Genomic DNA, 25,956 nt, shown 5'->3' with positions numbered 1-25,956 from the left:
CGGGGGCATGTTGTGCGGGCTGCGCTCGTTCGGCCCCCGAGCCGTCCTGCGACGAGGAGAGTCATGCCGAACTCGGGATTCCCGTCTGTGCGAGCACCTGGCCGAGGGGCCGGCTGGTATCGCGGAGACTGCCACGTCCATTCGGTGCACTCGGACGGGAAGCTCACCCCTGAGCAGCTGACGGCGGACGCACGCGCGGCAGGACTCGACTTCATCGCCACGACGGAGCACAACTCCGTCGCTGCGCACGGTGCTTGGCAGCGTCACGCCGCAGAGGACTTCATGATCCTTCTCGGCGAGGAGGTGACCACCGGGGCCGGGCACTGGCTCGCTCTCGGCATCGCTCCGGGGCAGGTGATCGACTGGGACCACGGCGTGGGTGACGCCCTCATCGACCGATGCCTGGAGCGCGTCCACGAGTCCGGCGGTCTCTGTGTGGTCGCGCATCCGTACGCTCCCTATCCCTCGGGCAGCTTCATGTTCTCCTACCAGGGCCTCGATGTGATCGAGGTGTGGAACGGGCTGTGGACCTCGGACCGGCCCTGGAACGCCGACAACGAGGCTGCTCTGGCTGAGTGGGGGCGAGGACTGGCCGAGGGGGTGCGTGCGGGGCGGTGGCGGCCGGCCATGGGGAACAGCGACACGCATCTCGTGGGTCAGATCGGCATCCCGCACACCGTCGTGCTCGCTGACAGCCTGGACACTGCGGCCGTCCTCGCAGGACTCCGTGCGGGCCGGAGCTGGATCGCGGAGTCGGCCGGCGTCGATCTGTCGCTCCGGGCCGTCGCGGCCGGCCGGAGTGCGGGAATCGGCGAGCATCTGGAAACCTCTGGGGAACCCGTTGTGGTGCATGCACACATACGCGGTGTCCAATCGGGGATCGTCAGCTTCCACACGGACCGGGGTATCGTCCACCGCGAGGGACTGCCGGAGTCCGGCGCGGGTGGCGTCGTGTGGCGTATGACGTCGCGGGCCGCGGCGTTCGTCCGGATCGAGGTGCGGCATCCGCACGGTCACATGGCCGCCCTGACGAACCCGGTCGTGCTGGTGTGAGCCTGTGAGCCCCGGACTGCGATCCCCCTGGTGTTTCGACCGACAACGATCAAGTGATCAGGAACGCCCGAGTTTTTCCTGTGAGTTGACGATACGTTGACGCCGAAAGCAAGGGCTTCCCAAGATCGTCGTCCTGGACTTAGATTCCCGACTGCCTGTAAGATCCTTCGATTCAAGGGAATCTTGTTGACACACCATCACTCCGGAAGACGACGAGGTCGACTCGCGGTCGCGGCCGTCGTCCTGGTCGCAGCGGCGACCCCGCTCGCGACCTCTTCCGCAGACGCTTCCTCGGTTCCGGGCGCGGCCATCCCCGCGCAGTCCGACATCGTTGCCAGTGCCGTCGTCGACCGACTGCCTCACCCGTCGTGACCCTGCTGACCGGGGACAAGGTCACCGTGGCTCCCGCCGCGGGCGGCAGCCCCGGCACCATCACCGTCCGAGGTCCCGACGGTGAGCCCACAGGCGCCCGGGTGATGACTGTGGGCGGCGACACCTATGTCTATCCGGACTCCGTCCGCCCGTACCTGGCTGCTGGAGCCCTGGACCAGCGGCTCTTCAACGTCACCCGGCTCGTGGCCGATGGCTACGACGACGCCCGGCTCGACCGCTTGCCCCTCATCGTGACCTACGGCGGCGAGGAAGCGGGCGCGGCCACCCTCCGCCGGCGCGGCGACACGATCCCGGGCGACGTCACACTCCCGCTCACCAGTGTCAACGGTGTCGCACTGACAGCGGACCGGGAGGACGACGGCGCACTGTGGGCTGCCCTCACCGGATCCGGCGCTGCCACAAAGGCTCAGGCCCCGAGGCTGCCTTCCGGGGCGGCATCTCCAAAGTATGGCTCGATGGCAAGGCCGAGGCCATGCTGAGCGACTCGGTCGCCCAGATCGGCGCACCCGACGTCTGGTCCGGCGGCAACCGCGGCGAAGGCGTGGACGTGGCCGTCCTCGACACCGGCTATGACCCCGGCCACCCCGATCTGAAGGGCGTCGTCGAGGACAGCGACAGCTTCGTCCCCGGAGAGGACGTCACCGACCGCAACGGCCACGGCACACACGTGGCCTCCACCATCGCCGGCAGCGGCGTAGCGTCCGACGGCAGGGAGAAGGGCGTGGCGCCCGGCGTCGATCTGCACGTCGGCAAGGTCCTGAACGACGCGGGGCCGGGGTACGACTCGTGGATCGTGGCCGGCATGGAGTGGGCCGCGCGAGACGCGCACGCCCGCGTCATCAGTATGAGCCTCGGCAGCAGTGAGAACGCCGACGGCGAGACCGTGCTCGCCCGGTCCGTGAACGAACTGAGCAAGGAGACCGGCGCTCTCTTCACCATAGCGGCCGGCAACAACGGCCCCGATGCCCGGACCGTCAGGTCGCCGGGCACTGCCGACGCGGCCCTGACGGTCGGTGCGGTGGACTCCGCCGAGGCGATCGCCGAATTCTCCAGCCGCGGTCCGCGCTACGGCGACGACGCGCTGAAGCCCGAGATCACCGCACCCGGTGTCGGTATCCTCGCCGCCAGATCGCAGTACGCCCCCTGGGGCTCCGGCTCCTACGCCAGTCTCAGCGGCACCTCCATGGCCACACCGCACGTGGCCGGCGCAGCGGCGCTCGTGGCCGCGGCCCATCCGGACTGGAGCGGCAGCCGTGTCAAGGACGCACTGATCAGCACGGTGCGTCCGACCCCCGGCATCACGATCGACGACGGCGGGAACGGCCGGGTCGACGCAGCCGCGACCGTGGGCACCCTCACCGCAACGGCGAAGGCGGACGCGGGCATTCACGCGCCCGGCGGGGACCCGGGCCCCGTCGAGTCCGAGGTCACCTGGACCAACACCTCGGACCGGGAGGTCACCGTGGACCTGGCCGTGGACGCGCCCGGCGTCCCGGCAGGTGTCTTCACCCTCTCCGAGAACCGACGTACGGTCCCGGCCCACGGCACAGCCGCCGTCACCGTGCGGACCGACCTCGCCAAGGCCGGCGAACTGCAGCGCTGGACCGGCCGGCTGACCGCGTCCGCCGGCGACGTCGTCCGCACCCGCACCCTGCCGGGGTCAGTACACGTCAACGTCTCGCGCACGTGCGTACGGCCCGGCTGCGGGGCTGATGCTCGGCGGGTGGTACCCGACTCCCGCCGCCGGAACTGAAACACATACGGGCGGGCGCACGTTCGCGCCCGAGGACGGCCGTCCCGCCGCGGCATACGTCTGGCTCACCTCCGTGCACACCCCCTTCGAGTTCACTCACCGACAAAACTCCCTCCAGCAGCTTCCCGGGCCGCGTAGGCCCTCGGAGTGACGCTGCCGCTGAGCCCGAACCACACGCGAGTCCGGGCAAGTTCGGTCCGCTCCGCTTGATCCGGCCCTCGCCACGTGGTCGGGGAAGCCGCCCGGACCGGGGGCGCTTCGTGGTGCCGCACAGCGTGCCCTTTAATTGACGTAGCAATTAAAGGGCACGTGCTGCACAGCACCGTCGCGCGCGGGACAGCCTGCTTCCCCCATCAACCGGAATGAGATCATGGCGAAAATTCTGCTGACGTCGACGCCGTTCCAAGGTCATGTCGCACCGATCGAGGCGATTGCGGCCGACCTTACGAGTCGCGGGCACGACGTGTTGGTCTATACGGGTGCCCGGTTCGAGGAACGGATGCGGAGGACCGGAGCCCGCTTCGCCCCGTACGCTGCGGAGGTCGACTACGACGATCGCGACCTCGACGCTTCCTTCCCGGGGCGCGAACACCTGGCCCCTGTCGACCGCTTCAACTTCGACCTGAAGCACGTCCTCGCGGGTGCGATTCCCGCCCATGACGAGCGCATCCAGAAGTTGCTCATGGAGTTTCCGGCCTCGGTGGTCATGGGCGAGGTGGGCTCTTTCGGGCTTCTTCCGATGGCCTTGCGCGCCCCGCGTGGCCGACGCCCGCTGGTGGTCACGGTCAGCGCGGATCCGCCGCTCTTCGACAGCGTGGACACCGCACCTTACGGTCCGGGCCTGCCGCCTCCGGCCGTCGACGAAGACCGGGCGCGGTACGAGGGGATCAGGCAGGATGCGCGGGCCATGTTCGCCGACGGGCAGCAGCACGTCGAAAGGGTCTTCGCGTCTATGGGAGTGACCCTTCCCGACTTCATCTTCAACGCCTGCGCCACGGTTCCAGACCACATGCTCCAGCTGACCGTCCCCGAGTTCGAATACCCTCGCAGCGACGCGCCGGAGGGTTTCCGCTGCATCGGCCCTCTGCCGCCCGCCCCGGAGTCCGATTTTCAGCTCCCCGAATGGTGGCACGACCTGCCCGCCGGACGGCCGGTGGTCGTCGTCACGCAGGGGACTCTGGAGAACGGCGATCTCTCCCAGCTCCTCATCCCCACGTTGCGTGCCCTCGCGGACACGGAGGTCACTGTCATCGCGGCCACCGCCCGCCCCGACGGGCCCAGCATGGTGCGTGCGGTGATGGGGGAGACCGTTCCCGGGAATGCCCGCGTGGCAGGCTTCGTCCCCTTCGACCGACTGCTGCCCCATGCCGACCTTCTGATCACCAATGCCGGATACGGCGGTGTCCAGACGGCACTGCGCCACGGCGTTCCCCTCGCGGCCGCAGCGATGACTCCGGTGGGGCGCTCCCGTTCCAGGGTCGTCGGAGGGAGCCCGACGCTGGAACGGGAGCGCCCCACGGCAGGGGCATTCGGTGCTGACCTGCGGCGATGGCCAGAGGCGTCGGTGGCCGGCCTTCAAACGTATGTGGTCCGGATCACATAGGTCCGGCCATTGACGCTTTTGTTCCAAACCGGTTTAGTGAACGCCAGTTGAACGCTCAAACCGGTTTAGAAGCCGGTGAGAGCATCGCTCGGCAACGTGTCCGGTCCCCCGGGCGCACAGACAGCGGAAGGCGCCATGGCTCGGAAGCCCACCATCGACGACGTCGCACAGCGTGCGGGTGTCTCGCGCAGTTCCGTCTCGTTCGCACTGAACAACCGGCCCGGGATCGCCGAGGAGACCAAGGAACGCATCCTGGCGGTCGCGGCCGAACTCGGCTGGACCCCGAGCCGTCCGGCGCGGGCACTGTCGCTCGGCAAGGCCGGAGCCTTCGGTCTCGTTCTCGCGAGGGAACCGGACCTGATCGGCGCCGACCTGTTCTTCCCCGCTTTCATAGCGGGCGTCGAGGTCGCCCTCGGGGAGCGAGGCGACGGGCTCATGGTGCACCTCACCACTCCCGAGCGGGAGCGGTCCGTGTACGAACGGCTGGCCGCCGACCGCCGGGTGGACGGGGTGCTCCTCACGGACCTGCGCCACGACGACCCCCGGCCCGCCCTGATGCACCGGCTCGGGCTGCCCGCAGTCGTGGTGGGGCAGAGCGAGTGGAGCGACGGGCTCAGCTCCGTCAGCCTCGACGACCGGCCCGCCTACGTCGACGCCGTACGGCGCCTTGCCGAGCTGGGACACCGGCGTATCGCCCATGTCGAAGGCCCCCAGGAGCTCCGCCACGCACACCGCCGCCGGGTGGCCTGGGAGCAGACATTGCACGCCCTGGGGCTGCCGGAAGGGCCCGTGCGGCCCGGCGGCTTCACGGCCGAGGGCGGCGCCCGCGCCACCCGCGAACTGCTGTCGCTGGCCGAGCCGCCCACCGCGATCGTCTACGGAAACGACCTGGCCGCCACGGCCGGACTGTCCGTGGCCCAGGAACTGGGCGTTTCGGTACCGGAACGCCTCTCGGTCGTAGGCTATGACGACACCAGCCTCACCCGTTACACCCACCCGCCGCTCTCCTCCGCCCGCGCCGACGCGCGCGGCTGGGGCGAGGCGGCGGCCCGTGCCCTTGACCGGGTGCTGGCCGGCGAGGAGGTGGCGCACGTCGTACTGCCGCCCGCCGAGTTCATCCCCCGGGCCTCGATAGGCCCCGCCCCCCGCGTCTGACGCCCGGGTCGCCGAGCCGACGAGGCACGGCAAGAAAATTTCCCGTCCGGCGACGAGGCCGGTCGTGAACAGTTCGGAGAGTTTGCATGCTGAGGAGAACGGCGTACTCGCTGGTCGCGCTCGCGCTCGCGGGTGCCGCGGCCACGACCGCCTGTGGACGGTCGGCACCTGACCAGGCGACCGCGGCGACCGCGCGCGGTCCCATCACGATCTGGCTGTCGAACAACGCCCAGGAAGTGGCCTGGGGCAAGAGCATGGTCGGCGCCTGGAACAAGAGCCACCCGGACCAGCACGTCACGGTCCAGCAGATTCCGGCGGGCAAGACCTCCGAGGAAGCCATCAGCGCCTCGATCATCGCCGGGACCAGCGCGTGCCTGGTGTACAACACGGCGCCCGCCTCGGTGCCGACCTTCGAGAAGCAGAACGGCCTCGTGCCGCTCAGCGACTTCCCGGACGGTGACACGTACATCAACCAGCGCGGCGGGGCGCTCACCGACCAGTACAAGTCGCAGGACGGCAAGTTCTACCAGCTGCCCTGGAAGAGCAACCCGGTGATGATCCTCTACAACAAGAAGATCTTCGAGAAGGCCGGCCTCGACCCCGAGCACCCCCAGCTGGCGACCTACAGCCAGTTCCTGAAGACCTCCCGCACCCTGGTACACAGCGGTGCCGCCAAGGCGGCGATCTGGCCGGCGCCCAGCAGCGAGTTCTTCCAGTCCTGGCTCGACTTCTACCCCGCCTTCGCCGCGCAGAGCGGCGGCAAGCAGCTCATCGAGGACGGCAAGCCGCAGTTCGATTCGCCCGTCGGCCGCCAGGTCGCGGCGTTCTGGCGCAAGCTGTACTCCGAGAAGCTCGCACCGCAGGAGCAGTATCCCGGTGACGCGGTGAACGACGGCAAGGCAGCCATGGCCACCGTCGGACCCTGGGCGGTCTCCGCCTACAAGGACAGCGTCGACATCGGTGTGGCCCCCGTGCCGACGGCCGACGGGAAGTCGCCCGACGACACGTACTCCTTCAGCGACGAGAAGTCCGCCGCGATGTTCAGCGCCTGCCGCAACCGGGGCACCGCATGGGACCTGCTGAAGTTCTCCAGCTCGGCCCAGCAGGACGGAAAGTTCCTCGAAGCGACCGGCCAGATGCCGATGCGCGAGGACCTCACCACGCGCTACTCGGACTTCTTCGCGAAGAAGCCCCTCTACAAGGCGTTCGCACGGCAGGCCAAGCACGTGGTCGAGGTGCCCAACGTCCCAGGCTCCGTCGACATCTGGCAGACCTTCCGTGACGAGTGGACCAAGTCCGTCGTCTTCGGCGGCGAGCCCACCGACACCGGTCTGCGCAAGGCCTCGGAGAAGATAACCAAGCTGCTCGACGAGTACGGGGACCAGTCATGACGAACCTCCGGTCCGCCGTCACAGCGCCCCGCGCAGTTGCCGCCTCCGCCGGCGGCCGCGCGCCCGCCGAAGGCGCCGCCTCCCGTCACCGAAAGCTCACCACCCGGACCGGCGCGCTGTTCGTGACGCCGTACGTGCTGTTCCTGCTCGTCGTGTTCGCGGTCCCCATGGTCTACACGCTGTGGATCTCCTTCCACCGCTTCTACTTCACCGCCCCCGGCACCCATGCGGACTCACCCTGGGTCGGGTTCTCCAACTACCGGGACGTCTTCACCGACCCCGTCGTGGGCCGTGCCTTCCTCAACATCGCCATCTTCCTCGTGATCAACGTGCCGCTCACGGTGCTTCTGGCGCTGGTCCTGGCCGCGGCGCTCAATGCGAAGATCCGCTTCCGCGCCTTCTTCCGCGCCGCCTACTACCTGCCGTACATCACCGCGAGCGTCGCGCTTGTCGCGGTGTGGCAGTTCCTGTTCGGCTCGGACGGCTTCGTCAATCACCTCCTCGGCTCGCACGCGCCGGATCCCTCGTGGCTGGTCAACTCGCATCTCGCGATGCCGATGATCGCCGTCTTCGTCACCTGGAAGCAGCTCGGCTTCTTCGTGATGCTGTACCTCGCCGCACTCCAGAACGTCGGCAAGGAGCTGTACGAAGCGGCCTCCGTCGACGGGGCGGGACGCCTGCGGCAGTTCTTCGCGGTGACCGTGCCCGGAGTCCGGCCGGCCACGACCCTCGTCGTGATCTACGCGATCATCACCGGCGCCAACCTCTTCAGCGAGCCCTACCTGCTGACCGGCGGCGGCGGTCCCGACCACGCCTCCACCTCGCCCGTCCTGCTCATGTACCAGAAGGGCATCGAGCAGGGCCACCCCGACTTCGCAGCCGCCCTGGGCGTGGTCCTGGTGGGCTTCGTCCTCGTCATCTCGCTGGCCGCCCGCAAGCTCACCGAGAGGGGCAACTGACATGAGCGTTTCCACCCCGGCCCCGGGAACCGCGGCCTCCATGACCCGGGCACCCGACGGTCCGTCCTCGGGCACCCCGGCCCGCACACGGTCCGCCGGTGCGCACCGCACCAGGGGGACGGTCGTCAAGTACGTCGTTCTCTCACTGGGCGCGCTCGCCTTCCTCTTCCCCTTCTACTACATGATCGTCGGCTCGCTGCGTAAGACGACGACGGGCGACCTCTCCTCCGCCGTACCCAGCGGGCTGACCGGCAGCAGCTACACGGCCGTCAACGGCGCGATCTCGCTTGGGCGGTCCCTGCTCAACTCAGGGATCATGACGATCGGCGTCCTCCTGTGCACCCTCGTCTTCGGGGTGCTCGCCGGCTACGCGCTGGCCCAGCTGCACTTCCGCGGCAGGGGCACGGTGTTCGCCTCGCTGCTGCTGGTGCAGATGGTGCCCTTCCAGCTCCTGACGCTACCGCTGTACGTCCTCGTGGTCCGCGACTACGGACTGGGCGACAACTACATCGGGATGATCCTCCCGTTCGCGATCAACTCGACGGCAGTCTTCCTGTTCCGCCAGTTCTTCCTCCAGATGCCGCAGTCCCTCTTCGAGGCCGCCCGTCTCGACGGCGCGCGCGAGCTGCGCATCCTGTGGAGCGTCGCGCTGCCGATGGCCCGGCCTGCCGTGCTGAGCGCGATGCTGCTGACCTTCATCGGACCCTGGAACGAGTTCCTGTGGCCGTTCCTCGTCACCAAGAACGCGGACATGCAGCCGCTGGCCGTCTCCCTCGCCAGCTTCCTGTCCAACCTCCAGGGCACGGTCTCCAACCCGACCGGCGCCCTGCTGGCCGGCGCCTGTGTGCTGGCCGCCCCTGCCGTGGCGCTGTTCCTCGTGTTCCAGCGCCACTTCACCTCGACCGACATCGACTCCGGAGTAAAGGGCTGATTTCCCGTATGAGCACCACCAGCGCAACCTCGCGCATCCCCTACCGCCTGGTACGCAAAGGCCTGATCATGTCCCCGCTGCCCGGCGAGGCGAACGAGGCCGAGGGAGTCCTCAACCCGGCGTCCGGTCGCACCCCCGACGGCCGCCTGCACCTGCTGCCGCGCCTGGTCGCCGAGGGCAACGTGTCCCGCGTGGGCCTGGCCGAGGTCACCTTCACCGACGGCGTCCCGAGCGGCGTCGAGCGGCGCGGAGTCGTCCTCTCGCCCGACGAGGGCTGGGAGCGCGGGAAGAACAACGCGGGCGTCGAGGACCCCCGCGTCACCTGGATACCCTCGCTCGGCAAGCACGTCATGTCATACGTCGCCTACGGTCCGCTCGGCCCCAAGCCGGCCCTCGCCGTATCCGAGGACCTGACCGAATGGACGCGCCTCGGCCCGATCCAGTTCGCCTACCAGCCGGACCTCGACACCGACCTCAACCTCTTCCCGAACAAGGACGTCGTCCACTTCCCGGAGCCCGTGCCCGGCCCGGACGGCGAGCCCGCGTACGCGATGCTGCACCGCCCGATGTGGGACCTCGGCTGGTTCCGCCCCGGCGAGGGTGTCCACCTGCCTGCCGGGATCACCGACGAGCGGCCCGGCATCTGGATCTCGTACGTGCCCGTCGCCGAGGTCGAGGCCGACATCCGCGCCCTGACCCGCCCGCGCGACCACCGTCTCGTCGCCCTGTCCGACCACCCGTGGGAGGAGCTGAAGATCGGCGGCGGCCCCGCCCCGATCCGTGTCCCCGAGGGCTGGCTCCTCATCCACCACGGCGTCTCCGGCCACATCGAGGACCCCTTCGCGCAGAACCAGACGGTGTCCTACGCGGCCGGCGCGATGATCCTCGACCCGGCCGACCCCGCGAAGGTCCTCGCCCGCTCCGAGGAGCCGCTGATGGCACCCGAGACGGAGGAGGAGCGCGCGGGAACCGTCCCGAACGTCGTCTTCCCGACCGCCATCGAGGAGGTCGACGGAAAGCTGTACGTGTTCTACGGCATGGCCGACGCACACATCGGAGTGGCCCTCCTGGAGCGCACGGCATGACCTCCGCGCCGGCCCCGCTCGGCCTCGGACTGGTCGGCTGCGGCGGATTCGGGGCTTACGTCCTGGACGCCGTGGCCGGCCTCCCCGGGCTGCGCCCGACCGCCGTCGCCGACCCCGACCCCGTACGGGCGAGGGCGCTCGGCGAACGGTACGGCGTCCCCGCCCTCGGTTCCCTGGAGGAGCTGCTGGAACGCGAGGACGTGGCGGCCGTCGCCATCGCCACACCGCCGGCCGCGCACGCCGCGATGGCCACGGCCGCCCTGCGCGCCGGCCGGCACGTGTTCTGCGAGAAACCGCTCGCCACCACGGCGCGGGACGCCCGCGCCGTGGTCCGCGAGGCGGAACGAGCCGGGCGTGCCCTGGTCGTCGACCACGTCCTGCGCTACAACCCCCTGCTGAGGGCCCTGCAACAGCTGACCACGGAGGGGCTTCTCGACGCCCCGCGCCGGTTCCTGTTCGAGAACGACGCCTCCGACCAGGACCTCGGCCCCGGCCACTGGTTCTGGGACCCCGCGCACAGCGGCGGCATCTTCGTCGAGCACGGCGTGCACTTCTTCGACGCCGCGCGCGCTCTGCTGGGATCCGATCCGGTCAGCGTGCGCGCCACCGCGGTGAGCCGGCCCGGCGGGCCCGTCGACATGGTCAGCGCCGACGTCCTTCACCCGGGTGGTGTCCTCGCCTCCCACCTCCACTCCTTCACCCACGCGCACCGCTGCGAACGCCAGTTGATGCGTCTGGACCACGGATTCGCCGAGACCAGGATCGAGGGATGGATCCCGGTCCGTGCCGAGATCTCCGCGTGGACCGACGAGGCCGGAGCCGAGGCGTGGGAACGGCTGCCCGCGCGGGCAGACGCGCTTTTGCACGTGGACGGCTTCCGGCCGCACGGCGGCGAACGCATCACCGTCACGGTCGAACGTGACGCCGGTGCCGCCGGCCCCGCACGCGGACGCGGAGAGACACGCGTAGTGCCGCACCACGTCCGCGCCGTCCTCGACCTCGGCGGCGAGCCCCGTAAGCCGCACGTCTACACCGAGAGCGTTCGCGCCGCCGTCGCCGACCTGGTCCGCGTCGCACGTGACGGCGGTACGCCGGTCGCCGACGCGATCTCCGGTCTCACCGCCGTCGCCGTCGCGGAGGCCGCCACACTGGCCGCCGACACCGGCACGGAACAACTCGTTCCCGGTCTCGACGGCACCACGGGCACCACCGCACCACCGCACCTCCAGGAGTCCTCATGAGCTGGTGGCAGGACACCGTCTGCTACGAGTTGTACCCCCGCTCCTTCGCCGACTGGGATGGTGACGGGACCGGCGACCTTGCCGGAGCCGCGGCCCGCCTCGGCCACATCGCGGAACTCGGCGCGGACGCCGTGTGGATCACACCGTTCTATCCCTCGCCGCTGGCGGACGGCGGTTACGACATCGCCGACCACACCGCCGTCGCGCCCGACCTCGGCACCTTGGAGGACTTCGACCGGCTCACCGCCCGCGCCCACGACCTGGGCCTGAAGCTCATCGTCGACCTCGTGCCCAACCACACCTCTGACCAGCACCCCTGGTTCCAGGAAGCGCTCGCCGCCGGCCCGGGCTCCGCCGCACGCGGACGCTACCTGTTCCGTCAGGGTCGTGGCCCGTCCGGTCAACTCCCGCCCAACGACTGGCAGTCGGCCTTCGGTGGGCCCGCATGGACCCGCGTGGCCGACGGCGAGTGGTACTGCCATCTGCACGCACCCGAGCAACCGGACCTCAACTGGCGGGAGGACGAAGTGCGTTCCGCGTTCTCCGATGTCCTGCGGTACTGGCTGGACCGCGGGGTGGACGGCTTCCGTGTCGACGTGGCGCACGCACTCTTCAAGGCCGAAGGCATGCCCGACGCAGGCCCCGGCCAGCACCAGGACCCGCTGCGCAACCACCTCATGCCCTACTACGACCAGGAGGAGCTGCACCCGCTGTACCGCGAGTGGCGCACCCTCCTGGACACCCACCCCGCGCCCCCGGGCGCCGTGCCACCGCACGAGCGGGTCATGGTCGCCGAATCCGCCGTGTTCGACCCGGCGAGGCTGGCCCGCTACATACGGCCCGACGAGATGCACCAGGCCTTCAATTTCGCCTTCCTGGAGGCCGCCTGGGACCCGGCAGAGCTGCGCCGCGTCATCGACGGTTCGCTGTCCGCACCCGGCGGCGGGGCCGTGACCTGGCTGCTCTCCAGCCACGACGCGGTCCGGCCGGTGACCCGCCTCGGCTCCGCGGCCCGCGCACGGGCCGCCGCCCTGCTCATGCTCGCGCTGCCCGGCTCCGCCTATCTGTACCAGGGCGAGGAACTGGGCCTGCCGCAGGCCACCGTCCCGGACGACCGCATCCGCGATCCCCTGTGGGAACGCTCCGGCCACACCGACCGGGGACGTGACGGCTCCCGTGTACCGCTGCCGTGGTCCGGTGACCGTGCCCCGTACGGATTCACCACCGCCCGGGCCGAGCGCACCTGGCTGCCGCAACCGGAGGACTGGGCGCCGTACACCGTGGCTGCCCAGGATCTGGACCCCGCCTCCACGCTCAACCTGTACCGCGAAGCCCTGCGTCTGCGCCGCGCGCACCCCGCGCAGGACCCGACGGCCGCACCCCGCTGGCACTCGGCGCCGGCCGACCCGTACCTCGCCTTCCGCCGCTCCGCCCTGACCTGCGTCGTCAACCTCGGTACGGAGCCCCTGGCCTGGGCGGGGCTCGGCGTGACAGGCAGCCCCGTACTGGCGAGCGGTCCCCTGGACGGCGACACGATCCCGCCCGACACGGCTCTGTGGCTCATCGACGACCTGGATCCGCAGCACGACGAAGGAGACGGCCATGGCCGCGAACACTGAACCCTCCCCGCGCACCGACCTGTCCTCACTGGTCAAGGCGTACGACGTGCGCGGCGTCGTCCCCGACCAGTGGGACGAGTCGACGGCCGAGCTGTTCGGCGCCGCTTTCGTACGGGTCACCGGAGCGCGCGCGATCGTGACCGGACACGACATGCGCGGCACCTCGCCCGGCCTCGCGCGGGCCTTCGCACGAGGAGCCGCCGCGCAGGGTACCGACGTGACCGAGACCGGCCTGTGCTCCACGGACCAGCTCTACTACGCCTCCGGAGCGTTCGACCTGCCCGGCGCGATGTTCACCGCCTCGCACAACCCCGCCCGCTACAACGGCATCAAGATGTGCCGCGCCGGCGCCGCGCCGGTCGGCCAGGACAGCGGCCTGGCGGAGATCCGCGCGCTCGTCGAGCAGTGGTCCGACACCGGCGCACCCTCGCCGTCCACCGAACGCACCGGCACCATCACGCACCACGACACCTTGGAGGAGTACGCACGCCACCTGCGCACCCTCGTTGACCTGACGGCGATCCGCCCGCTCAAGGTCGTCGTGGACGCGGGGAACGGCATGGGCGGCCACACCGTGCCGACCGTACTCGCGGGCCTCCCCGTCGACGTGGTTCCGCTCTACTTCACCCTCGACGGCAGTTTCCCCAACCACGAGGCCAACCCGCTCGACCCGGCCAACATCGTCGACCTCCAGGCCCGGGTACGCGCTGAGCACGCCGACCTCGGCCTCGCCTTCGACGGCGACGCCGACCGCTGCTTCGTCGTCGACGAACGCGGAGAGCCGGTCTCACCGTCCGCCGTCACAGCGCTCGTCGCCTCCCGCGAACTCGCGCGCAGGCCCGGCGCCACCGTTCTGCACAACCTGATCACCTCGCGCACCGTGCCCGAGGTGATCCGCGAGGCCGGTGGCACACCCGTGCGCACGCGCGTCGGACATTCCTTCATCAAGGCGGAGATGGCCCGCACCGGTGCGGTGTTCGGCGGCGAGCACTCCGCGCACTACTACTTCGCCGACTTCTGGAACGCCGACACCGGGATGCTCGCCGCGCTCCACGTCCTGGCCGCGCTCGGCGAACAGGAAGGGACCCTCTCGGCACTCACCCGCAACTTCGAGCGGTACGCGGCATCCGGAGAGATCAACTCAACCGTCGACAACGCGGCCGACCGCCTCGCCGCCATCCGCGCGGCCTGGTCCGACCGTGACGGTGTGACCGTTGACGACCTCGACGGCCTCACTATCAACGGTGACAGCTGGTGGTTCAACCTCCGGCCGTCCAATACGGAGCCCCTGCTGCGCCTCAACGTCGAGGCCCGCGACCCGGACACCATGCGGAGTCTGCGCGACGAGGTCCTGGCTCTCGTCCGTCGGTGATCCGCAGGGCGGCCAGTTGCCGCAGCCGCGCGGGCGGGCGCAAGCCCCCCGCGCGCGGGGCTCACGGAGGGGGCGGGTCGCCCTCGCGTATCCCCAGGACGTATGCCGCTGTCAGTGCGACGGCGCGGTCGTCATCGTGTGACAGACGTTCCAGGGCGCCAGACGCTGCGGCCCCGGGGACATCCGCGAGTGCCTGCGCCAGACGGCGACGTGCGGACGCCTCCAGAGCGCCGCGGTCCAGACGCTCGACGAGGCCCGCGGCGATCCGGTCCGCCAACTCGGGACGCCTCGCCAATGCGCCCAGGGCGTCGGCCGCATCCACATCGTTCGCCTCCCCGACGACCATGCCGACGAGCGTCGGGACCGCGTCGGCCACCCCACGCTCCCCGAGCGCGAGAGCCGCGTACCTGCGGACCACGATGTCGGGATGCGCCAGGGCGTCCCGCAGCAGTGCCGTCGCCTCATCGCCGGGGATCTCGGCAAGCGACCGGACGGCACGCTTGCGAACCTCGGCCGCCGTTGCGCCGAGCCCCTCCGCCAGCAGCGCCGGGCCGTCGCCACCCGACCGGGCCAGAGCCCACCGAAGGGCTCCGGCGACGTGCGGGTCCGCCTCCCGCAGGGCGGCCTCGGCCAGGACCTCCACCGGCACCTCTCCCGCCGCGGACAGGGCCGCGCGCTGGCGCGTCCCGGCGCTCTTCGACCCCAGCGACTGAAGGAGAGCGACGGTCTGGAGGACGTCCTCCCAGTCGGCGGGCTCCGCGGCCCCGATGCGACGGAGCCGCGTCAGCAGTGCCGTCTCGTCCGCGATGCGTTCACGGGTCCGTCGGATGAGGTCCTCGACGAGTTCGGAGGGCTCGAAACCGGGATCGTCCAGCGCGCGCCCGACGTCACGCAGCGACAGCCCGAGCGAGCGCAGGCTCTCGATGTGGAAGATCCGCTGGATGTCGTCGCGGGAGTACTCGCGATAGCCGGACCCGGTGCGCCCCATCGGCCGTACCAGGCCGAGCGAGTCGTAGTGCCTGAGCATGCGCGTACTGACCCCGGACCGCCGCGCGACCTCACCGATCAGCACTACCCGTCACCCTCCTGTCCAGCCCGGCCGAGGACCATGATGCGCTTCGCATCCTCGATCGCGAACGTGAATCCGGCATCGGGGTCGCGGAACAGCCGTTCGGTGGCGATCGCGTGTCGTCGCACGCCGGGCTCGGCATCCGTATCCGCCATCGCGGCACGCAACAACGGCACGCTCACCTCGCCGAGCGCGATGAGCGCACGGCTGAGACTCCGCTGCGTCTCGTGCTCACCACGTCCGAGCTGAGTCGACAACACCGCCGCAAGCCCGCACTCCTCGCCTGCGGGTACGAGCACCACCGCTGCCCGCCAGGCGCTCCGCGCCACTTCGTCATCGGCATCGGTCAGAATCGCCCGGGTGATCGCCGGCCAGACCTGACGGTCACCGATCTTCGACAGCGTGTGCAAAGCCTGGCTCCGTGCCTGCGGCCGCTCGGAACGTACTTCCGCGAGCAGCTCCGGGACCGTCGTCGAGGACGGATGACGGGTGAGCGCCCATGTGAGCATGTCGCGAACGTAGAACTCGGGCTCGATCGCGCAGCGCTCGATCAGCTTGCCGACGGAGCGTGGGTCGGGTGCCGTGCCCAGCGCCAGTGCTGCCCGCAGCCGCACCGACGAGCTGTCGCTCCGGAGCCCCCCGGAGCGCTTGATTCGTATCCGATTCCTCTTCCCGCAAGGTCATCGGGATCACCTCCTGCGCTTCAGTGAAGACCTTGCCACGGTGTCAAGGTCAAGCCCACGGTCAGCGCAGGGGTGGGGACGGAACGGTCGCACGGGCCACCGACAGCAATGGTGTGAGAGGAGGGTGCGGCGCAGGTCAGTGTCTGGTCGTCGTGCCCGGCTCGTAACGGCTGTCCCTTCGGCGGATCCGGACCCGACGTACCGTCAAGTTCTGGTTCCTGAGCGTGTGTTGTGGGTGAAGAAGTACCCAGCGTGTCGACATTCTTCACTCGAACATTGAACTGATTACAAGATGGTCACTAAAGTTGGGCCTCGAACCTTCGCGTGATCGGCACCCATCCGGGGTGGCGGCGAAGGAACCGCCGATTCCGTGACGTGCACGGAGCCGGGGACACCTGTCCCCCCGCAGCTCGGTAGGCGGCTCGAGGAAGAAGGAGCTCGCCTTCGTGGCGTCCCACCGTCGTCCCAAGCAGCCGAGCCGCGCCCGCGTGACCGTGCTCACCGTGACCGCCGCAGCAGCTGTGGCCCTGACCTCCCAGGCGGCGCACGCCGACCCCAAGCCGACCAAGAGCGAGGTCAAGGCGAAGGTCGACAAGCTCTACCACGAGGCCGAGGAGGCCACGGAGAAGTACAACGGCGCCAAGGAGCACCAGGACAAGCTCAAGAAGCAGGCCGACGCGCTCCAGGACAAGGTCGCCCGCGGCCAGGACGAGCTCAATACCCTGCGCGCCGAGCTCGGTTCGCTCGCCACGGCGCAGTACCGCTCCGGCGGTCTCGACCCGTCGGTCCAGCTGCTGCTCTCCTCGGACCCGGACAGCTTCCTCGACCAGGCCTCCGCGCTCGACCAGCTGACGGCCAAGCAGGCCGAGTCCCTGCAGAAGATCCAGGCGAAGCAGCGCACCCTCGCGCAGCAGCGCAAGGAGGCGCAGGCCAAGCTCGCCGACCTCGAGGACGTCCGGGAGACGCTCGGCAAGAACAAGCAGAAGTTCCAGGGCAAGCTCGCCGACGCCCAGAAGCTGCTGAACACCGGGGGCGGACGGGAGGCTCGGCCCCGCCGTCCTGCCGGGACTTCGGACCCCTGCACCATCGGTCCGGCCGACAGGCCCTGTCCGGCCTAGGACCGGTCGGCCCGCGCGTCTTCCTTCGGAGCCCGACCGCCCGGCCCTCCGGTTCCGGACGAGCGGAACACCCGGAGCCCGATGAGGACGAGCAGCGCGAGAGCGGCTGCCGCGAGTACCACCTTGGAATAGGCGGAGACGTATCCGGAGACCAATTCCCATTGCGCGCCCAGGAAGAACCCGGCCAGCACGAACGCCGTGTTCCACAGCGCGCTGCCAAGGGTGGTCAGTGTGAGGAAGACCGGAAGGCGCATACGCTCCACGCCTGCCGGTACGGAGACCAGGCTCCGGAACACCGGGATCATGCGGCCGAAGAAGACCGCCTTGGTGCCGTGGCGTTCGAACCACGCCTCCGTCCTCTCGATGTCCGCGACCTTCACCAGCGGGACCTTCGCCGCCAGGGCGACCACGCGGTCCCGGCCCCACGCCGCGCCGATGCCGTACAGCGCGAGTGCTCCGACCACCGATCCGATCGTCGTCCACAGCAGAGCGGCGTAGAGGTTCATCCCGCCGGTGCTCGCGGTGAATCCGGCCAGCGGGAGAATCACCTCGCTGGGCAACGGCGGGAAGATGTTCTCCAGGGCGATGGCCAGTCCGGCCCCTGGTGACCCGAGGGTGCTCATCAGGTCGGTCACCCATTGCGCCGCGCCGCTGTCGATCATGCGGGCCACGGTAGTGAACTCAACCTGAAGCCATCCTGAAGACGGTCAGGAGGGCCGAAGCGACGGGCAGGGTGCGGCACCTGCCCGTCGACACCGAGCCCTCAGTACATGTGTCCCGTATGGGCAAGAGCCTGCTTCAGGAGTGCTCCCTGGCCGCCGGGCATCTCGCCCTGTACCGCCGGTGACGCCGCTTCCTGTGGGCTGAGCCACACGAGGTCCAGTGCGTCCTGCCGCGGGCGGCAGTCGCCGGTGACCGGGACGACGTACGCCAGGGACACCGCGTGCTGGCGAGGATCGTGAAACGGCGTTATGCCCGCCGTGGGGAAGTACTCGGCAACCGTGAAGGGCTGCAGTGAGGCGGGGACGTGGGGGAGGGCGACCGGGCCCAGGTCCTTCTCCAGGTGGCGTAGGAGCGCGTCGCGGACCCGTTCGTGGTGCATGACGCGGCCGGAGACGAGGTTACGGCTGATCGTTCCCTCGGCGCCGATCCGGAGGAGCACCCCGATGCTGGTGACTTCTCCGCTCTCGTCCACCCGCACGGGCACGGCCTCGACGTACAGGACGGGCATGCGGGCCCGGGCCATGCTCAGTTCGTCCGTGGTGAGCCAGCCGGGCGTGGTCTCGGTCAAGTCAGACATCGCCCGATCATACTTTCCAGGACCCGTCCTGGGGGAGTGTCCTCGGGGGTCAGCGGACGTACCTGGTCGGTTCAGGTGCCCGATCCGGCCGGAACGAGGCCGCCGCTCCACCGCGGGGGAGCAGCAGCGGGGTCGCCAGCAGGAGTACGCCGGCCAGGCCCACGGCAGGGCGTGGGCCGAGCAGACCGCCCAGCACACCCCAGACCGCCGTCAGGAGTGCGGTCGCGGCTTTGGCCGTGGCCGCCCAGGCGGACAGCGTGCGGACGACTCTGTCGGTCGCGGTGCGCTCGAGCCGGTAGGTGGTGCAGACGGGATTGAAGACTCCGCAGCAGAAGATGAGTCCGAACTCGACACCGATGACCAGCAGGAGTCCGCCGGTGCCTGGCCCCAGGAAGGCCAGACCGACGGGCCAGACCGCCCGTGACGCCCCGGCCATGACGAGGACCCGGCGGTGTCCGAACCGGGTGACGAGGGGGCGGGCCAGCCGCGAACCGAGGAGCCCGCCGATCGACGGCGCGGCGAACGCGAGACCGTACTGCCACGGTGCGAAACCGAGCGGGCCGAGCATGAGGACGGCGAGCAGGGGCTGGGTGGCCATCACCAGGCCGTTGAACAGGGCGGTGTTGAAGAACAGCGGACGCAGTGTCGCGTCGGCGAGGATGTATCGCCAGCCGTCCAGGAGGTCCCTGGCCCGCACCCGGGAGGCTTCCCGGCGCGCGGGCTGCTGCTCGTGCCCGCCCATCGCGCGAACACCCAGGGCGGAGAGCAGGTGGCTGACCGCGTCGGCCATCACCGTCGCCACCGGGCCGAGGAGTGCGACGGCGACGCCGCCCAGCGGTGGTCCGATCATTGTGGTCGTCCAGGCGGTGGACTCCAAACGGGCGTTGGCGACCAGTAGATGCTCTGCCGGCAGCAGCGTCTTCAAGTACGCCCCGGAGGCTGCGCGGAAGGCGATGTCCGCCGCCGCGACGGTGACCGAGACCAGGAGGAGCTGGAGGAAGGTGAGCACGCCGAGCGCGTACGCGGCGGGGATCGTCAGCAGCGCCACGAACCGCACCAGGTCCATCGCGATCAGCACCGGCCGCTTGCGACGGAACTCCACCCACGGGCCGAGCGGCACCGCGGCGGCGGCGCCCACCAGAGAGCCCACGGAGGCCAGCGCCGCGACCGCGGCCGGTCCGGCGTGCAGCACCTGGATGGCGATCAGCGGAAACGCGCCGAAGGCCAGCCACGTGCCGAGCGCGCTGGTCCCGTACGCGCCCCAGAGCCAGCCGAACGGCCGCCCCAGCCGGTGCCCGTTCTTCATGCCCACGCCCCTCCCGTACAACCGAACTGCGTTCGCAAGCATCAAAGCGAGCGCCGCACCTGCGAATCAAACAACCGCAGAGCCGCGGGCCACAACCATTGGTTGTTCCCTTAGGGTGTCGACATGGACCTCGACACCGTCCGGACCTTCCTTGTCGTCGCCGACGCGGGCCGGTTCCAGGAGGCCGCCGTCGAGCTGGCCGTCACCCAGCAGGCCGTGTCCAAGCGCATCGCCGCACTGGAGCGCACGCTCGGTGTGCGACTGTTCACCCGCACGACGCGCGGTGCCGAGCTCACCATCGACGGCCAGGCGTTCCTGACCCACGCGCGAGAGCTGATGCGCGTCGCCGAGCGTGCGGTGGGTTCCGTGCGCAGTGGTCGCCGTCCGCTGCGTGTCGACGTGATCGCCTCTCGCAGTGCGGCGACCGGTCTGATGCGCGGCTTCCACCGCGCCCACCCCGAGATCGAGCTCGACGTGGTCATGCTGTTCGACATCGAGACGGCCGTCGCCGCCATCCGGTCCGGTGCGATCGACGCGTCCTTCCGCGCCGTGGCCGCGCCCGGCCGGCCCCTTCCCGAGGACATCGAGTCCGTCCGGGTGCTCGACGAACCGCTCCAACTCCTCACCGGCCCTGCCCACGCGCTCGCCGGCGTCCGATCGGTCACCCTCGCCCGGCTCGCCGGGCACCGGATCTGGATGCCGGGCATCGTCCCGGGCACCGAGTGGGCCGCCTACTACGACGACCTGATCGCCGAATTCGGTCTCACCATCGAGGCGACCGGCCCCAACTTCGGCTCCGACGCGCTCCTGGACACCATCGCGGACACCCCGGCCCTCGCCACCTTCATGGGCGGGCAGACCCGTCTCGTCTGGCCCTCCGGCCACGGCCTGCGCCGTATCCCGGTGACGACGCCGACACCTGTCTATCCGCACTCGCTCCTCTGGCACCGCGACAGCCCTCACCCGGCGCTGGCCACCCTCCGAGCCCACCTCGCCGCCTCATCCGCCGGGCACGGTGCCGCCGGGACCTGGACCCCGGAGTGGGTTCTTCCCCGCTGAAGGGGGGCGGGCACGCTCGTGAGTTCCGGCGCGCTCTGCGCAGTGGGCCAAGAGACCCCTACCAGGCGCTCGATCCGCCGTCGACCGCGTAGTTGGCGCCAGTGATGAACGACGCGCGATCGGAGGCGAGGAACGCCGCCAGTTCGACGATCTCCTCAGGGCGCCCGAAGCGCTTGAGGAGCGTCTTGCTGGTGACGGCCTCCCTCAAAATCTGGTCGTCACCGAGGTCCCTGTCGCTGGCGGGGGTCAGTACAGGGCCCGGGCTGATGGCCACCGCGCGGATTCCGTGAGGTGCGCCTTCGAGCGCGAGTTGCCGCGTCATTCCGATGACGCCCGCGTTGGCCGCGGTGTGGGCGACCATCGGAGGGGTGGAGCCTGCGATCATGCCCGCCTCCGATGCGACGTTGATGATCACTCCGCCACCGCGTCGGACGAGGTGCGTCCAGGTGAACTTGGACACGAAGAAGGGGATGTCGAGTTCGCCGGCGACCGTCGCCCGCCAGTCCTCGACGGGGAAGTCCGGCATGGGGCCGAAGCGCTGCACGGCCGCGTTGTTGTAGACGACGTCGAGGCCGCCGTAGGCGCTGACCGCCTCCTCCACCATGAGGCGCACCTGCTCCGGGTCGGTGAGGTCGACGGGCGCCAGGCTCGTCATCTCGCCGCCGGCGCGACGTACGAGGTCGGCCGTCTCGGCATTGATCTCGGCCTGGATGTCGGTACCGATGATCTTTGCGCCCTCCCTGGCGAAGATCAGGGCCGCGACGCGTCCCATGCCTCCTCCGGTGCCGGTGATGAGCACGATCTTCCCGTCAAGTGTTCCCATGGTCTCGCTCCTGCTTTGTGAATGGTCCGGGTACTTCGAGTCCTGCAACGCGTGTGGAGCGGACGAAGCCGTGACCCCGGACTCCGTTGTAACCGGCACGAGAGTCCGGCGCGACCGGCAGCCCGGCCGCTCCCGTGCGTCTTTCGGCCGCGGACGTGTGCGTCACTGTGGCTGCGCGGTTCCTGGGTTCGGCGTTCATCGGCCGGTGCTTTCCGTGTGCCGACCGTGGGCGCCGGGACGGGCTCGCCGCGGGTGTACCGCGAGGAGGTGGCATGGGCTGGAAAGGCGGGCGACTGACGCACATATACGACCGAGGTCACGGTTGCTGTCGGCTGTCGGCTGTCGGCTGTCGGCTAACCGGGCGGTGACGGGGTGACCGAAGGAACCCAGGAGCCGAATTGTGGCAAGTACGATCAGTGATCCGGGCGCCTCAGTGGGCGCGGATCGAAGTGACCTCGTAAGCGACGGCGCGGCTCATGGACGGCCCGTGGCAGGTCAGCTGCCGCAGTGGGGTCCGGAAGGCGTGCACCTCGACATCCAGGGCGGCCGGGTGAGGCGGGCGGCCGTCGACACGAATCTGCCAGATGTCTTCACTGGCGCGTGATGCAGTGGCGACGGTGTAGGCGTGCCGTCCGGCGGGACCGAAGCGCTGGAGCACGGCAGTGACGGCCGCCTGCTGAGGTGGGTAGAGGTTCGTGTAGCCACGTAGGTGCTCCGCGTGTATCAGGCCGGCCAAGTGCTCCTGGACGGCCGTGACGGCGGACAACGCGTCCAGATCGCCGTAGTAGACGCCGTCGGGAACGATGACGACGTTCGCGGCGAACCTGTCGCCGCCCACGTGAGTGCACTCCCACACCAGGTCCGGCCAGCGCTCGCTGAGCGCACGACACACCGGCCGTCCACGCACAGCGCAACAGGTGTCGTGCCTCCCGTGGGTGCAGACGAGGACCACCGGAGGGCAGCCCAGTACGACGGGGGCGCGGAGAGCCTCTGCGATCTGCGCCAGATCCTCGTCACGGCTCCACGTCCCCCATTGCTGGCGGTGGGCGCCAAGACCCTCGAAGCGCAGCACGGCCCAGCTGGGCGGTTCCTCCCGGCTGCCTCGTCCGTGGCGTCTGACGAGAAGTATGCGGGCCTTGACCGCCTGGGCGGCGGAGAACACGAGCGCCTTGGTATCCGGCTCGAGATCGAGGCCGTCGAAGCCGTTGGCCGGCCAGCTGCCTCGGTACTCGATGAGGACACAGACCGAACCGTACGGGGCAGTGCCCGTGATCGAGTCGCCCCGGATCCGAGCGGCATCGGCGCAGAAGAAACGGCCGGGCGCCGTCACCGCGATCACCGCCCTGCGGGCACGAGCACACCCGCGTGCAGCAGTCTGCCGACAAGATCGACGCCCAGGTCACCGGCGAGGTGCGTTTCACCGTCGAGCAGCCGGATGACGGAGGGCAGATCTGCCGGTGGGAAGTCGAGCCATCCCACGCGAGTGAGCAGACGCACGCCCTCCAGTCGCCCTTCCAGCGCCTCACGGAGCCGCACCCGTGATGCGGGGCCGAGGCCTTCGACGGCTCTGAACTGAGCCAGCGGCCCCAGCGGCCCCAGCGGCGCCGCGCGCGCCTGTCCACGCCGTGCACGGTGGAACCGGGGCGCGGAGTCGGCAACCGTGATCGCGGCGACCAGCGCCTTTCGGACCATGTCGATCTCGGCCGCCGGCCCGTCCACGCCCATCGGCAGGGATCTGCGCATCTCGGGATCGTCCCGCAGTGCGTCGAGCGCGGCCCGGGCGAGCTGTTCAGCCAGCGCGTGGCGCGTCCAGGTGTGGACTCCGAACGTCAGGTGGAGCGAGACCTCATCACGAAGACGCCGCTGCGATCAGCGTACTGCTGGTCAGCGAAGGCATCGATTCGAGTGGAGGGACCATTTTTTGTGGCCGGGCCAGGTGATACCACGCTCGAGATCCTGCGCAAAGCGGCGAAGTATTTCGCGGGGGCGACGCTGGTGAACCGCTTCCAGCGCCGTTACGGCGTGAAGCGGCTCTGCACCATCCTCGGCATCGCCCGCTCGAGTTTCTACATACTGGTGCCGGACGGCTACGGACCGGGCCGCGCGGCAGGCGGCCGGCGCCCGCCTGGCTGCCCGGATACAGGCCGTGCACCTCGAGCCTGGCGACAGCGATTCGTCCGCGCCGGTGTCGGCGGGGTGTCTGCCGACACCGGCGCGGGTCGTCATCAGTTCTGGTTCAGCGGGAGCGCGATGTCGACGACCTGTCGGCCGGTCGGGAAGGAGCCGACGAGGGACGTCTCACCGTTGAGAACGTTCACCCGGTAGAAGCGCTTCTTTCCACCGGTGGACAGCGCGGCGAACCCACGGTTGGAGCCGTCGGAGGGCTTGTAGTAGATGTCGAACCCGGCCCAGGGCCCTGCGTTCACTCCCAGGTTCCCGGTGGGGGCGAGTGTGCCGGCGTTGGCCGGGGACTGGAGGGAGACCCGGTCGTTGACCGTGTCGATGTCGAACAGGGTGGTGCCGGTGGCCGCGTTGAGGTCGTTGTTGGTGTAGGCGGCTCCGGTGACGCCGAGCGCGGTCGAGGGCGGTGTGGTCGGGTTGGTGAGGGTGCCGTCGACGGTGGTGGTGCGTGGTGCGGCCGGGTCGTCGATGTTGTGGCGCAGGTTCTGGCCGGTGTCGCTGATGACGCGCAGGCGGTTGGCGGCGGGGTTGAAGTCGACGCCGAAGTTCTGGCCCGCCAGTGCGACGGTGAGCTGGGAGACCTTGACTGCGTGCGCGTCGCTGTTCACGGTGTAGACGCCGCCTTGGTCGCCGACGCCGTAGAGCTTGCCGTTCTGGACCCGGAAGTCGATACCGACCAGCTTCCTGTCCCCCCTCAGGCCGGCGACTTTGCCGAATGACCAGCTTTCGCCGGGGTTGGTGACCTGGAAGCCGACCAGGCGCTGGTCGGAGGTCAGTCCCACGCTGATGAGACCAGGCGACGCCGCACGCCCGCGGGGACCGAACGGGGTGGGCTCGGTTTCGGCCGATGCGAGCGCGGGGGCGGCAAGGGACAGCGCGATGGCGCCGGCAGCGGCGGCCGAAAGAAGACGAGTACGCACGGTTGCACTCCGAACGGTAGTCAGCCCGCCCACGGAACGGGGCGGGTCTCCCCGTTACTTCGATGCCCCCTTCGATCCGGTTTGGGCTCACGGCGCAATACACCCCGAATGGACCACAAAGACACGCCTGCGTGCGGCCGTTCAGGGGAATCGCCGATAGCCATAGACCTGAGCGAGCGTCCTCCGGCACTTCCGCGTTCGGCTGCGGAAAGTAGCTGCTCGCTGCTCGTTACCTTGCGCGTTTACGTCGCTGAGTGATGCCTGTGTCCGGCCGGCCCAGCCCCATAGGAGGAACCCATGCGTATATCGGCCTCGCGCATGACCAGCTCATCGAGTTCTCGACACACGCCCCCGGCCACGCCCTCTCGATCGGGCACGTGCGCGGCCTGTCCGGCGACACCAGGCTCGTCGGCATCGACTACCGCGTACAACACCGCGGAACAGTAGCGCCGCTCTTGCCCAGCACAAGACGACAGGCCCTTCGTTTGGGAGTGTCATGAATTAGGTGGGAACTTCACCTGAAGGGACACCTGATGACGAACCAGAAGACTCACTCTCTCGAGACGGTGGGCGGCGTGTCGCTTGCGGCCGGTGGGGCGGCCGCGGACGGTGCGGACATGAGGAGAATGCAGGAGTCCGTGGACGGGCTGAGCCTGGACCTGCTGGACGCGCTGACGCTGCTGGCCCAGGACAGGGTCCGCGGCGGCGGGCTGAGGCTGGTCGGTGAGGACGGTCTGCTGCCCGCGATCACGCAGCACCTGATGCAGGCCGCCCTGGAGGCCGAGCTGGATGAGCATCTGGCCGACGAGGCCGAGCGGATCGGCGGGCGGGGCTCGCGTTCGGGCGGGGCGGTTTCTGTCAGTGGTTGCGAATCAGCAGGTCAATGGGCCTGTGAGGTAGTCTCGCATGGCTTCGGATGGGGTCTTGTCGCCGAGGACCATG

21 protein-coding genes and 3 pseudogenes are annotated in these 25,956 nt (G+C 69.8%); 15 read left to right on the top strand and 9 right to left on the bottom strand.

What is annotated here, in order from left to right; genetic code table 11:
• Positions 1-63: 63 nt before the first annotated feature.
• The 12 genes from ACFU5K_RS12555 (at position 64) to ACFU5K_RS12500 (ending at position 14,555) form a co-directional block, all read left to right on the top strand.
• Positions 64-1,053: a CehA/McbA family metallohydrolase gene (locus tag ACFU5K_RS12555; RefSeq protein WP_384059778.1), complete on the top strand. Its 990-nt coding sequence runs from the start codon at positions 64-66 to the stop codon at positions 1,051-1,053.
• Positions 1,054-1,421: 368 nt separating this feature from the next.
• Positions 1,422-1,925 (top strand): hypothetical protein, encoded by a 504-nt coding sequence (locus ACFU5K_RS12550; RefSeq protein WP_384059776.1) that lies wholly within the window; start codon positions 1,422-1,424, stop codon positions 1,923-1,925.
• On the top strand, positions 1,919-3,199 hold the full coding sequence (locus ACFU5K_RS12545; protein WP_384059774.1) for a S8 family serine peptidase: 1,281 nt from the start codon (positions 1,919-1,921) through the stop codon (positions 3,197-3,199). Before ACFU5K_RS12550 ends, ACFU5K_RS12545 begins: the two co-directional genes overlap by 7 nt.
• 370 nt (positions 3,200-3,569) lie before the next feature.
• On the top strand, positions 3,570-4,802 hold the full coding sequence (locus tag ACFU5K_RS12540; protein ID WP_384059771.1) for a hypothetical protein: 1,233 nt from the start codon (positions 3,570-3,572) through the stop codon (positions 4,800-4,802).
• Positions 4,803-4,937: 135 nt separating this feature from the next.
• Entirely contained in the window at positions 4,938-5,957 is a 1,020-nt protein-coding gene (locus tag ACFU5K_RS12535) for a LacI family DNA-binding transcriptional regulator (RefSeq protein WP_384059768.1), read from the top strand.
• An 86-nt stretch (positions 5,958-6,043) separates the two neighbouring features.
• Positions 6,044-7,348: an extracellular solute-binding protein gene (locus ACFU5K_RS12530; RefSeq protein ID WP_384059766.1), complete on the top strand. Its 1,305-nt coding sequence runs from the start codon at positions 6,044-6,046 to the stop codon at positions 7,346-7,348.
• Complete coding sequence (locus ACFU5K_RS12525; RefSeq protein ID WP_384059764.1) at positions 7,345-8,307, top strand: carbohydrate ABC transporter permease; 963 nt, start codon at positions 7,345-7,347, stop codon at positions 8,305-8,307. Before ACFU5K_RS12530 ends, ACFU5K_RS12525 begins: the two co-directional genes overlap by 4 nt.
• A 40-nt stretch (positions 8,308-8,347) precedes the next feature.
• Positions 8,348-9,238: a carbohydrate ABC transporter permease gene (locus ACFU5K_RS12520; RefSeq protein ID WP_384059854.1), complete on the top strand. Its 891-nt coding sequence runs from the start codon at positions 8,348-8,350 to the stop codon at positions 9,236-9,238.
• Positions 9,239-9,246: 8 nt separating this feature from the next.
• Positions 9,247-10,323 (top strand): glycosidase, encoded by a 1,077-nt coding sequence (locus tag ACFU5K_RS12515; RefSeq protein ID WP_384059762.1) that lies wholly within the window; start codon positions 9,247-9,249, stop codon positions 10,321-10,323.
• Entirely contained in the window at positions 10,320-11,564 is a 1,245-nt protein-coding gene (locus ACFU5K_RS12510; protein ID WP_384059760.1) for a Gfo/Idh/MocA family protein, read from the top strand. The genes ACFU5K_RS12515 and ACFU5K_RS12510 overlap by 4 nt, the downstream gene beginning before the upstream one ends.
• The gene (locus ACFU5K_RS12505) at positions 11,561-13,183 is read left to right on the top strand and encodes a glycoside hydrolase family 13 protein (protein WP_384059757.1); all 1,623 of its coding nucleotides are present in this window, start codon (positions 11,561-11,563) and stop codon (positions 13,181-13,183) included. Before ACFU5K_RS12510 ends, ACFU5K_RS12505 begins: the two co-directional genes overlap by 4 nt.
• On the top strand, positions 13,167-14,555 hold the full coding sequence (locus ACFU5K_RS12500; protein WP_384059754.1) for a phosphomannomutase/phosphoglucomutase: 1,389 nt from the start codon (positions 13,167-13,169) through the stop codon (positions 14,553-14,555). Before ACFU5K_RS12505 ends, ACFU5K_RS12500 begins: the two co-directional genes overlap by 17 nt.
• A gap of 61 nt (positions 14,556-14,616) precedes the next feature.
• On the opposite strand, the gene ACFU5K_RS12495 is transcribed toward ACFU5K_RS12500, so the two are convergent.
• Both ACFU5K_RS12495 and ACFU5K_RS12490 read right to left on the bottom strand, forming a co-directional pair.
• Positions 14,617-15,627 (bottom strand): MerR family transcriptional regulator, encoded by a 1,011-nt coding sequence (locus ACFU5K_RS12495; protein WP_384059751.1) that lies wholly within the window; start codon positions 15,625-15,627, stop codon positions 14,617-14,619.
• Complete coding sequence (locus tag ACFU5K_RS12490) at positions 15,627-16,238, bottom strand: HEAT repeat domain-containing protein (protein WP_384059748.1); 612 nt, start codon at positions 16,236-16,238, stop codon at positions 15,627-15,629. Before ACFU5K_RS12490 ends, ACFU5K_RS12495 begins: the two co-directional genes overlap by 1 nt.
• Before the next feature lie 515 nt (positions 16,239-16,753).
• On the opposite strand from ACFU5K_RS12490, the pseudogene ACFU5K_RS12485 reads away from it, so the two are divergent.
• Positions 16,754-17,335: pseudogene (locus ACFU5K_RS12485) on the top strand (coiled-coil domain-containing protein); the annotation flags it as partial.
• Positions 17,336-17,421: 86 nt separating this feature from the next.
• On the opposite strand, the gene ACFU5K_RS12480 reads toward ACFU5K_RS12485, so the two are convergent.
• From ACFU5K_RS12480 to ACFU5K_RS12470, 3 genes are all read right to left on the bottom strand, one after another.
• Positions 17,422-18,087 carry a DedA family protein gene (locus ACFU5K_RS12480; protein ID WP_384059745.1) on the bottom strand — a complete coding sequence of 222 codons (666 nt, stop codon included), beginning with the start codon at positions 18,085-18,087 and terminating at the stop codon, positions 17,422-17,424.
• A gap of 101 nt (positions 18,088-18,188) precedes the next feature.
• A complete protein-coding gene (locus ACFU5K_RS12475; protein WP_384059742.1) occupies positions 18,189-18,725 on the bottom strand; it encodes an NUDIX hydrolase family protein in 537 nt (178 codons plus the stop codon).
• A gap of 49 nt (positions 18,726-18,774) precedes the next feature.
• On the bottom strand, positions 18,775-20,031 hold the full coding sequence (locus ACFU5K_RS12470; protein ID WP_384059740.1) for an MFS transporter: 1,257 nt from the start codon (positions 20,029-20,031) through the stop codon (positions 18,775-18,777).
• Between the two features lie 123 nt (positions 20,032-20,154).
• On the opposite strand from ACFU5K_RS12470, the gene ACFU5K_RS12465 reads away from it, so the two are divergent.
• Positions 20,155-21,090, top strand: a complete 936-nt coding sequence (locus ACFU5K_RS12465; RefSeq protein WP_384059737.1) for a LysR family transcriptional regulator — start codon at positions 20,155-20,157, stop codon at positions 21,088-21,090.
• Between the two features lie 58 nt (positions 21,091-21,148).
• Here ACFU5K_RS12465 and ACFU5K_RS12460 read toward each other — a convergent pair whose 3' ends face one another.
• The 4 genes and pseudogenes from ACFU5K_RS12460 to ACFU5K_RS12445 form a co-directional block, all read right to left on the bottom strand.
• Positions 21,149-21,913 (bottom strand): SDR family NAD(P)-dependent oxidoreductase, encoded by a 765-nt coding sequence (locus ACFU5K_RS12460; RefSeq protein WP_384059734.1) that lies wholly within the window; start codon positions 21,911-21,913, stop codon positions 21,149-21,151.
• A 430-nt stretch (positions 21,914-22,343) separates the two neighbouring features.
• Positions 22,344-23,243 (bottom strand): sucrase ferredoxin, encoded by a 900-nt coding sequence (locus tag ACFU5K_RS12455; RefSeq protein ID WP_384059732.1) that lies wholly within the window; start codon positions 23,241-23,243, stop codon positions 22,344-22,346.
• Between the two features lie 5 nt (positions 23,244-23,248).
• Positions 23,249-23,758, bottom strand: a pseudogene (locus ACFU5K_RS12450) (cupin); the annotation flags it as partial.
• Between the two features lie 380 nt (positions 23,759-24,138).
• Positions 24,139-25,014, bottom strand: a complete 876-nt coding sequence (locus tag ACFU5K_RS12445; RefSeq protein WP_384059729.1) for a DUF4394 domain-containing protein — start codon at positions 25,012-25,014, stop codon at positions 24,139-24,141.
• A gap of 533 nt (positions 25,015-25,547) precedes the next feature.
• Between ACFU5K_RS12445 and ACFU5K_RS12440 the strand changes: the two are divergent.
• A pseudogene (locus ACFU5K_RS12440) lies at positions 25,548-25,956 on the top strand (hypothetical protein); the annotation flags it as partial.

Source organism: Streptomyces sp. NPDC057428 (assembly GCF_042803195.1).
Classification (GTDB): Bacteria; Actinomycetota; Actinomycetes; order Streptomycetales; family Streptomycetaceae; genus Streptomyces.
Note: the sequence above shows the minus strand (reverse complement) of the source record. Positions and strands in the feature narration are given on the sequence as shown.

Bases quoted from the DNA above. Each gene is read 5' to 3' on its own strand.
- ACFU5K_RS12500 (WP_384059754.1), top strand. From the start codon at position 13,167: ATGGCCGCGAACACTGAACCCTCCCCGCGCACCGACCTGTCCTCACTG.
- ACFU5K_RS12515 (WP_384059762.1), top strand. From the start codon at position 9,247: ATGAGCACCACCAGCGCAACCTCGCGCATCCCCTACCGCCTGGTACGC.
- ACFU5K_RS12475 (WP_384059742.1), bottom strand. From the start codon at position 18,725: ATGTCTGACTTGACCGAGACCACGCCCGGCTGGCTCACCACGGACGAA.
- ACFU5K_RS12540 (WP_384059771.1), top strand. From the start codon at position 3,570: ATGGCGAAAATTCTGCTGACGTCGACGCCGTTCCAAGGTCATGTCGCA.
- ACFU5K_RS12465 (WP_384059737.1), top strand. From the start codon at position 20,155: ATGGACCTCGACACCGTCCGGACCTTCCTTGTCGTCGCCGACGCGGGC.
- ACFU5K_RS12510 (WP_384059760.1), top strand. From the start codon at position 10,320: ATGACCTCCGCGCCGGCCCCGCTCGGCCTCGGACTGGTCGGCTGCGGC.
- ACFU5K_RS12470 (WP_384059740.1), bottom strand. From the start codon at position 20,031: ATGAAGAACGGGCACCGGCTGGGGCGGCCGTTCGGCTGGCTCTGGGGC.
- ACFU5K_RS12520 (WP_384059854.1), top strand. From the start codon at position 8,348: ATGACCCGGGCACCCGACGGTCCGTCCTCGGGCACCCCGGCCCGCACA.
- ACFU5K_RS12530 (WP_384059766.1), top strand. From the start codon at position 6,044: ATGCTGAGGAGAACGGCGTACTCGCTGGTCGCGCTCGCGCTCGCGGGT.
- ACFU5K_RS12480 (WP_384059745.1), bottom strand. From the start codon at position 18,087: ATGATCGACAGCGGCGCGGCGCAATGGGTGACCGACCTGATGAGCACC.
- ACFU5K_RS12505 (WP_384059757.1), top strand. From the start codon at position 11,561: ATGAGCTGGTGGCAGGACACCGTCTGCTACGAGTTGTACCCCCGCTCC.
- ACFU5K_RS12460 (WP_384059734.1), bottom strand. From the start codon at position 21,913: ATGGGAACACTTGACGGGAAGATCGTGCTCATCACCGGCACCGGAGGA.
- ACFU5K_RS12535 (WP_384059768.1), top strand. From the start codon at position 4,938: ATGGCTCGGAAGCCCACCATCGACGACGTCGCACAGCGTGCGGGTGTC.
- ACFU5K_RS12555 (WP_384059778.1), top strand. From the start codon at position 64: ATGCCGAACTCGGGATTCCCGTCTGTGCGAGCACCTGGCCGAGGGGCC.
- ACFU5K_RS12525 (WP_384059764.1), top strand. From the start codon at position 7,345: ATGACGAACCTCCGGTCCGCCGTCACAGCGCCCCGCGCAGTTGCCGCC.
- ACFU5K_RS12545 (WP_384059774.1), top strand. From the start codon at position 1,919: ATGCTGAGCGACTCGGTCGCCCAGATCGGCGCACCCGACGTCTGGTCC.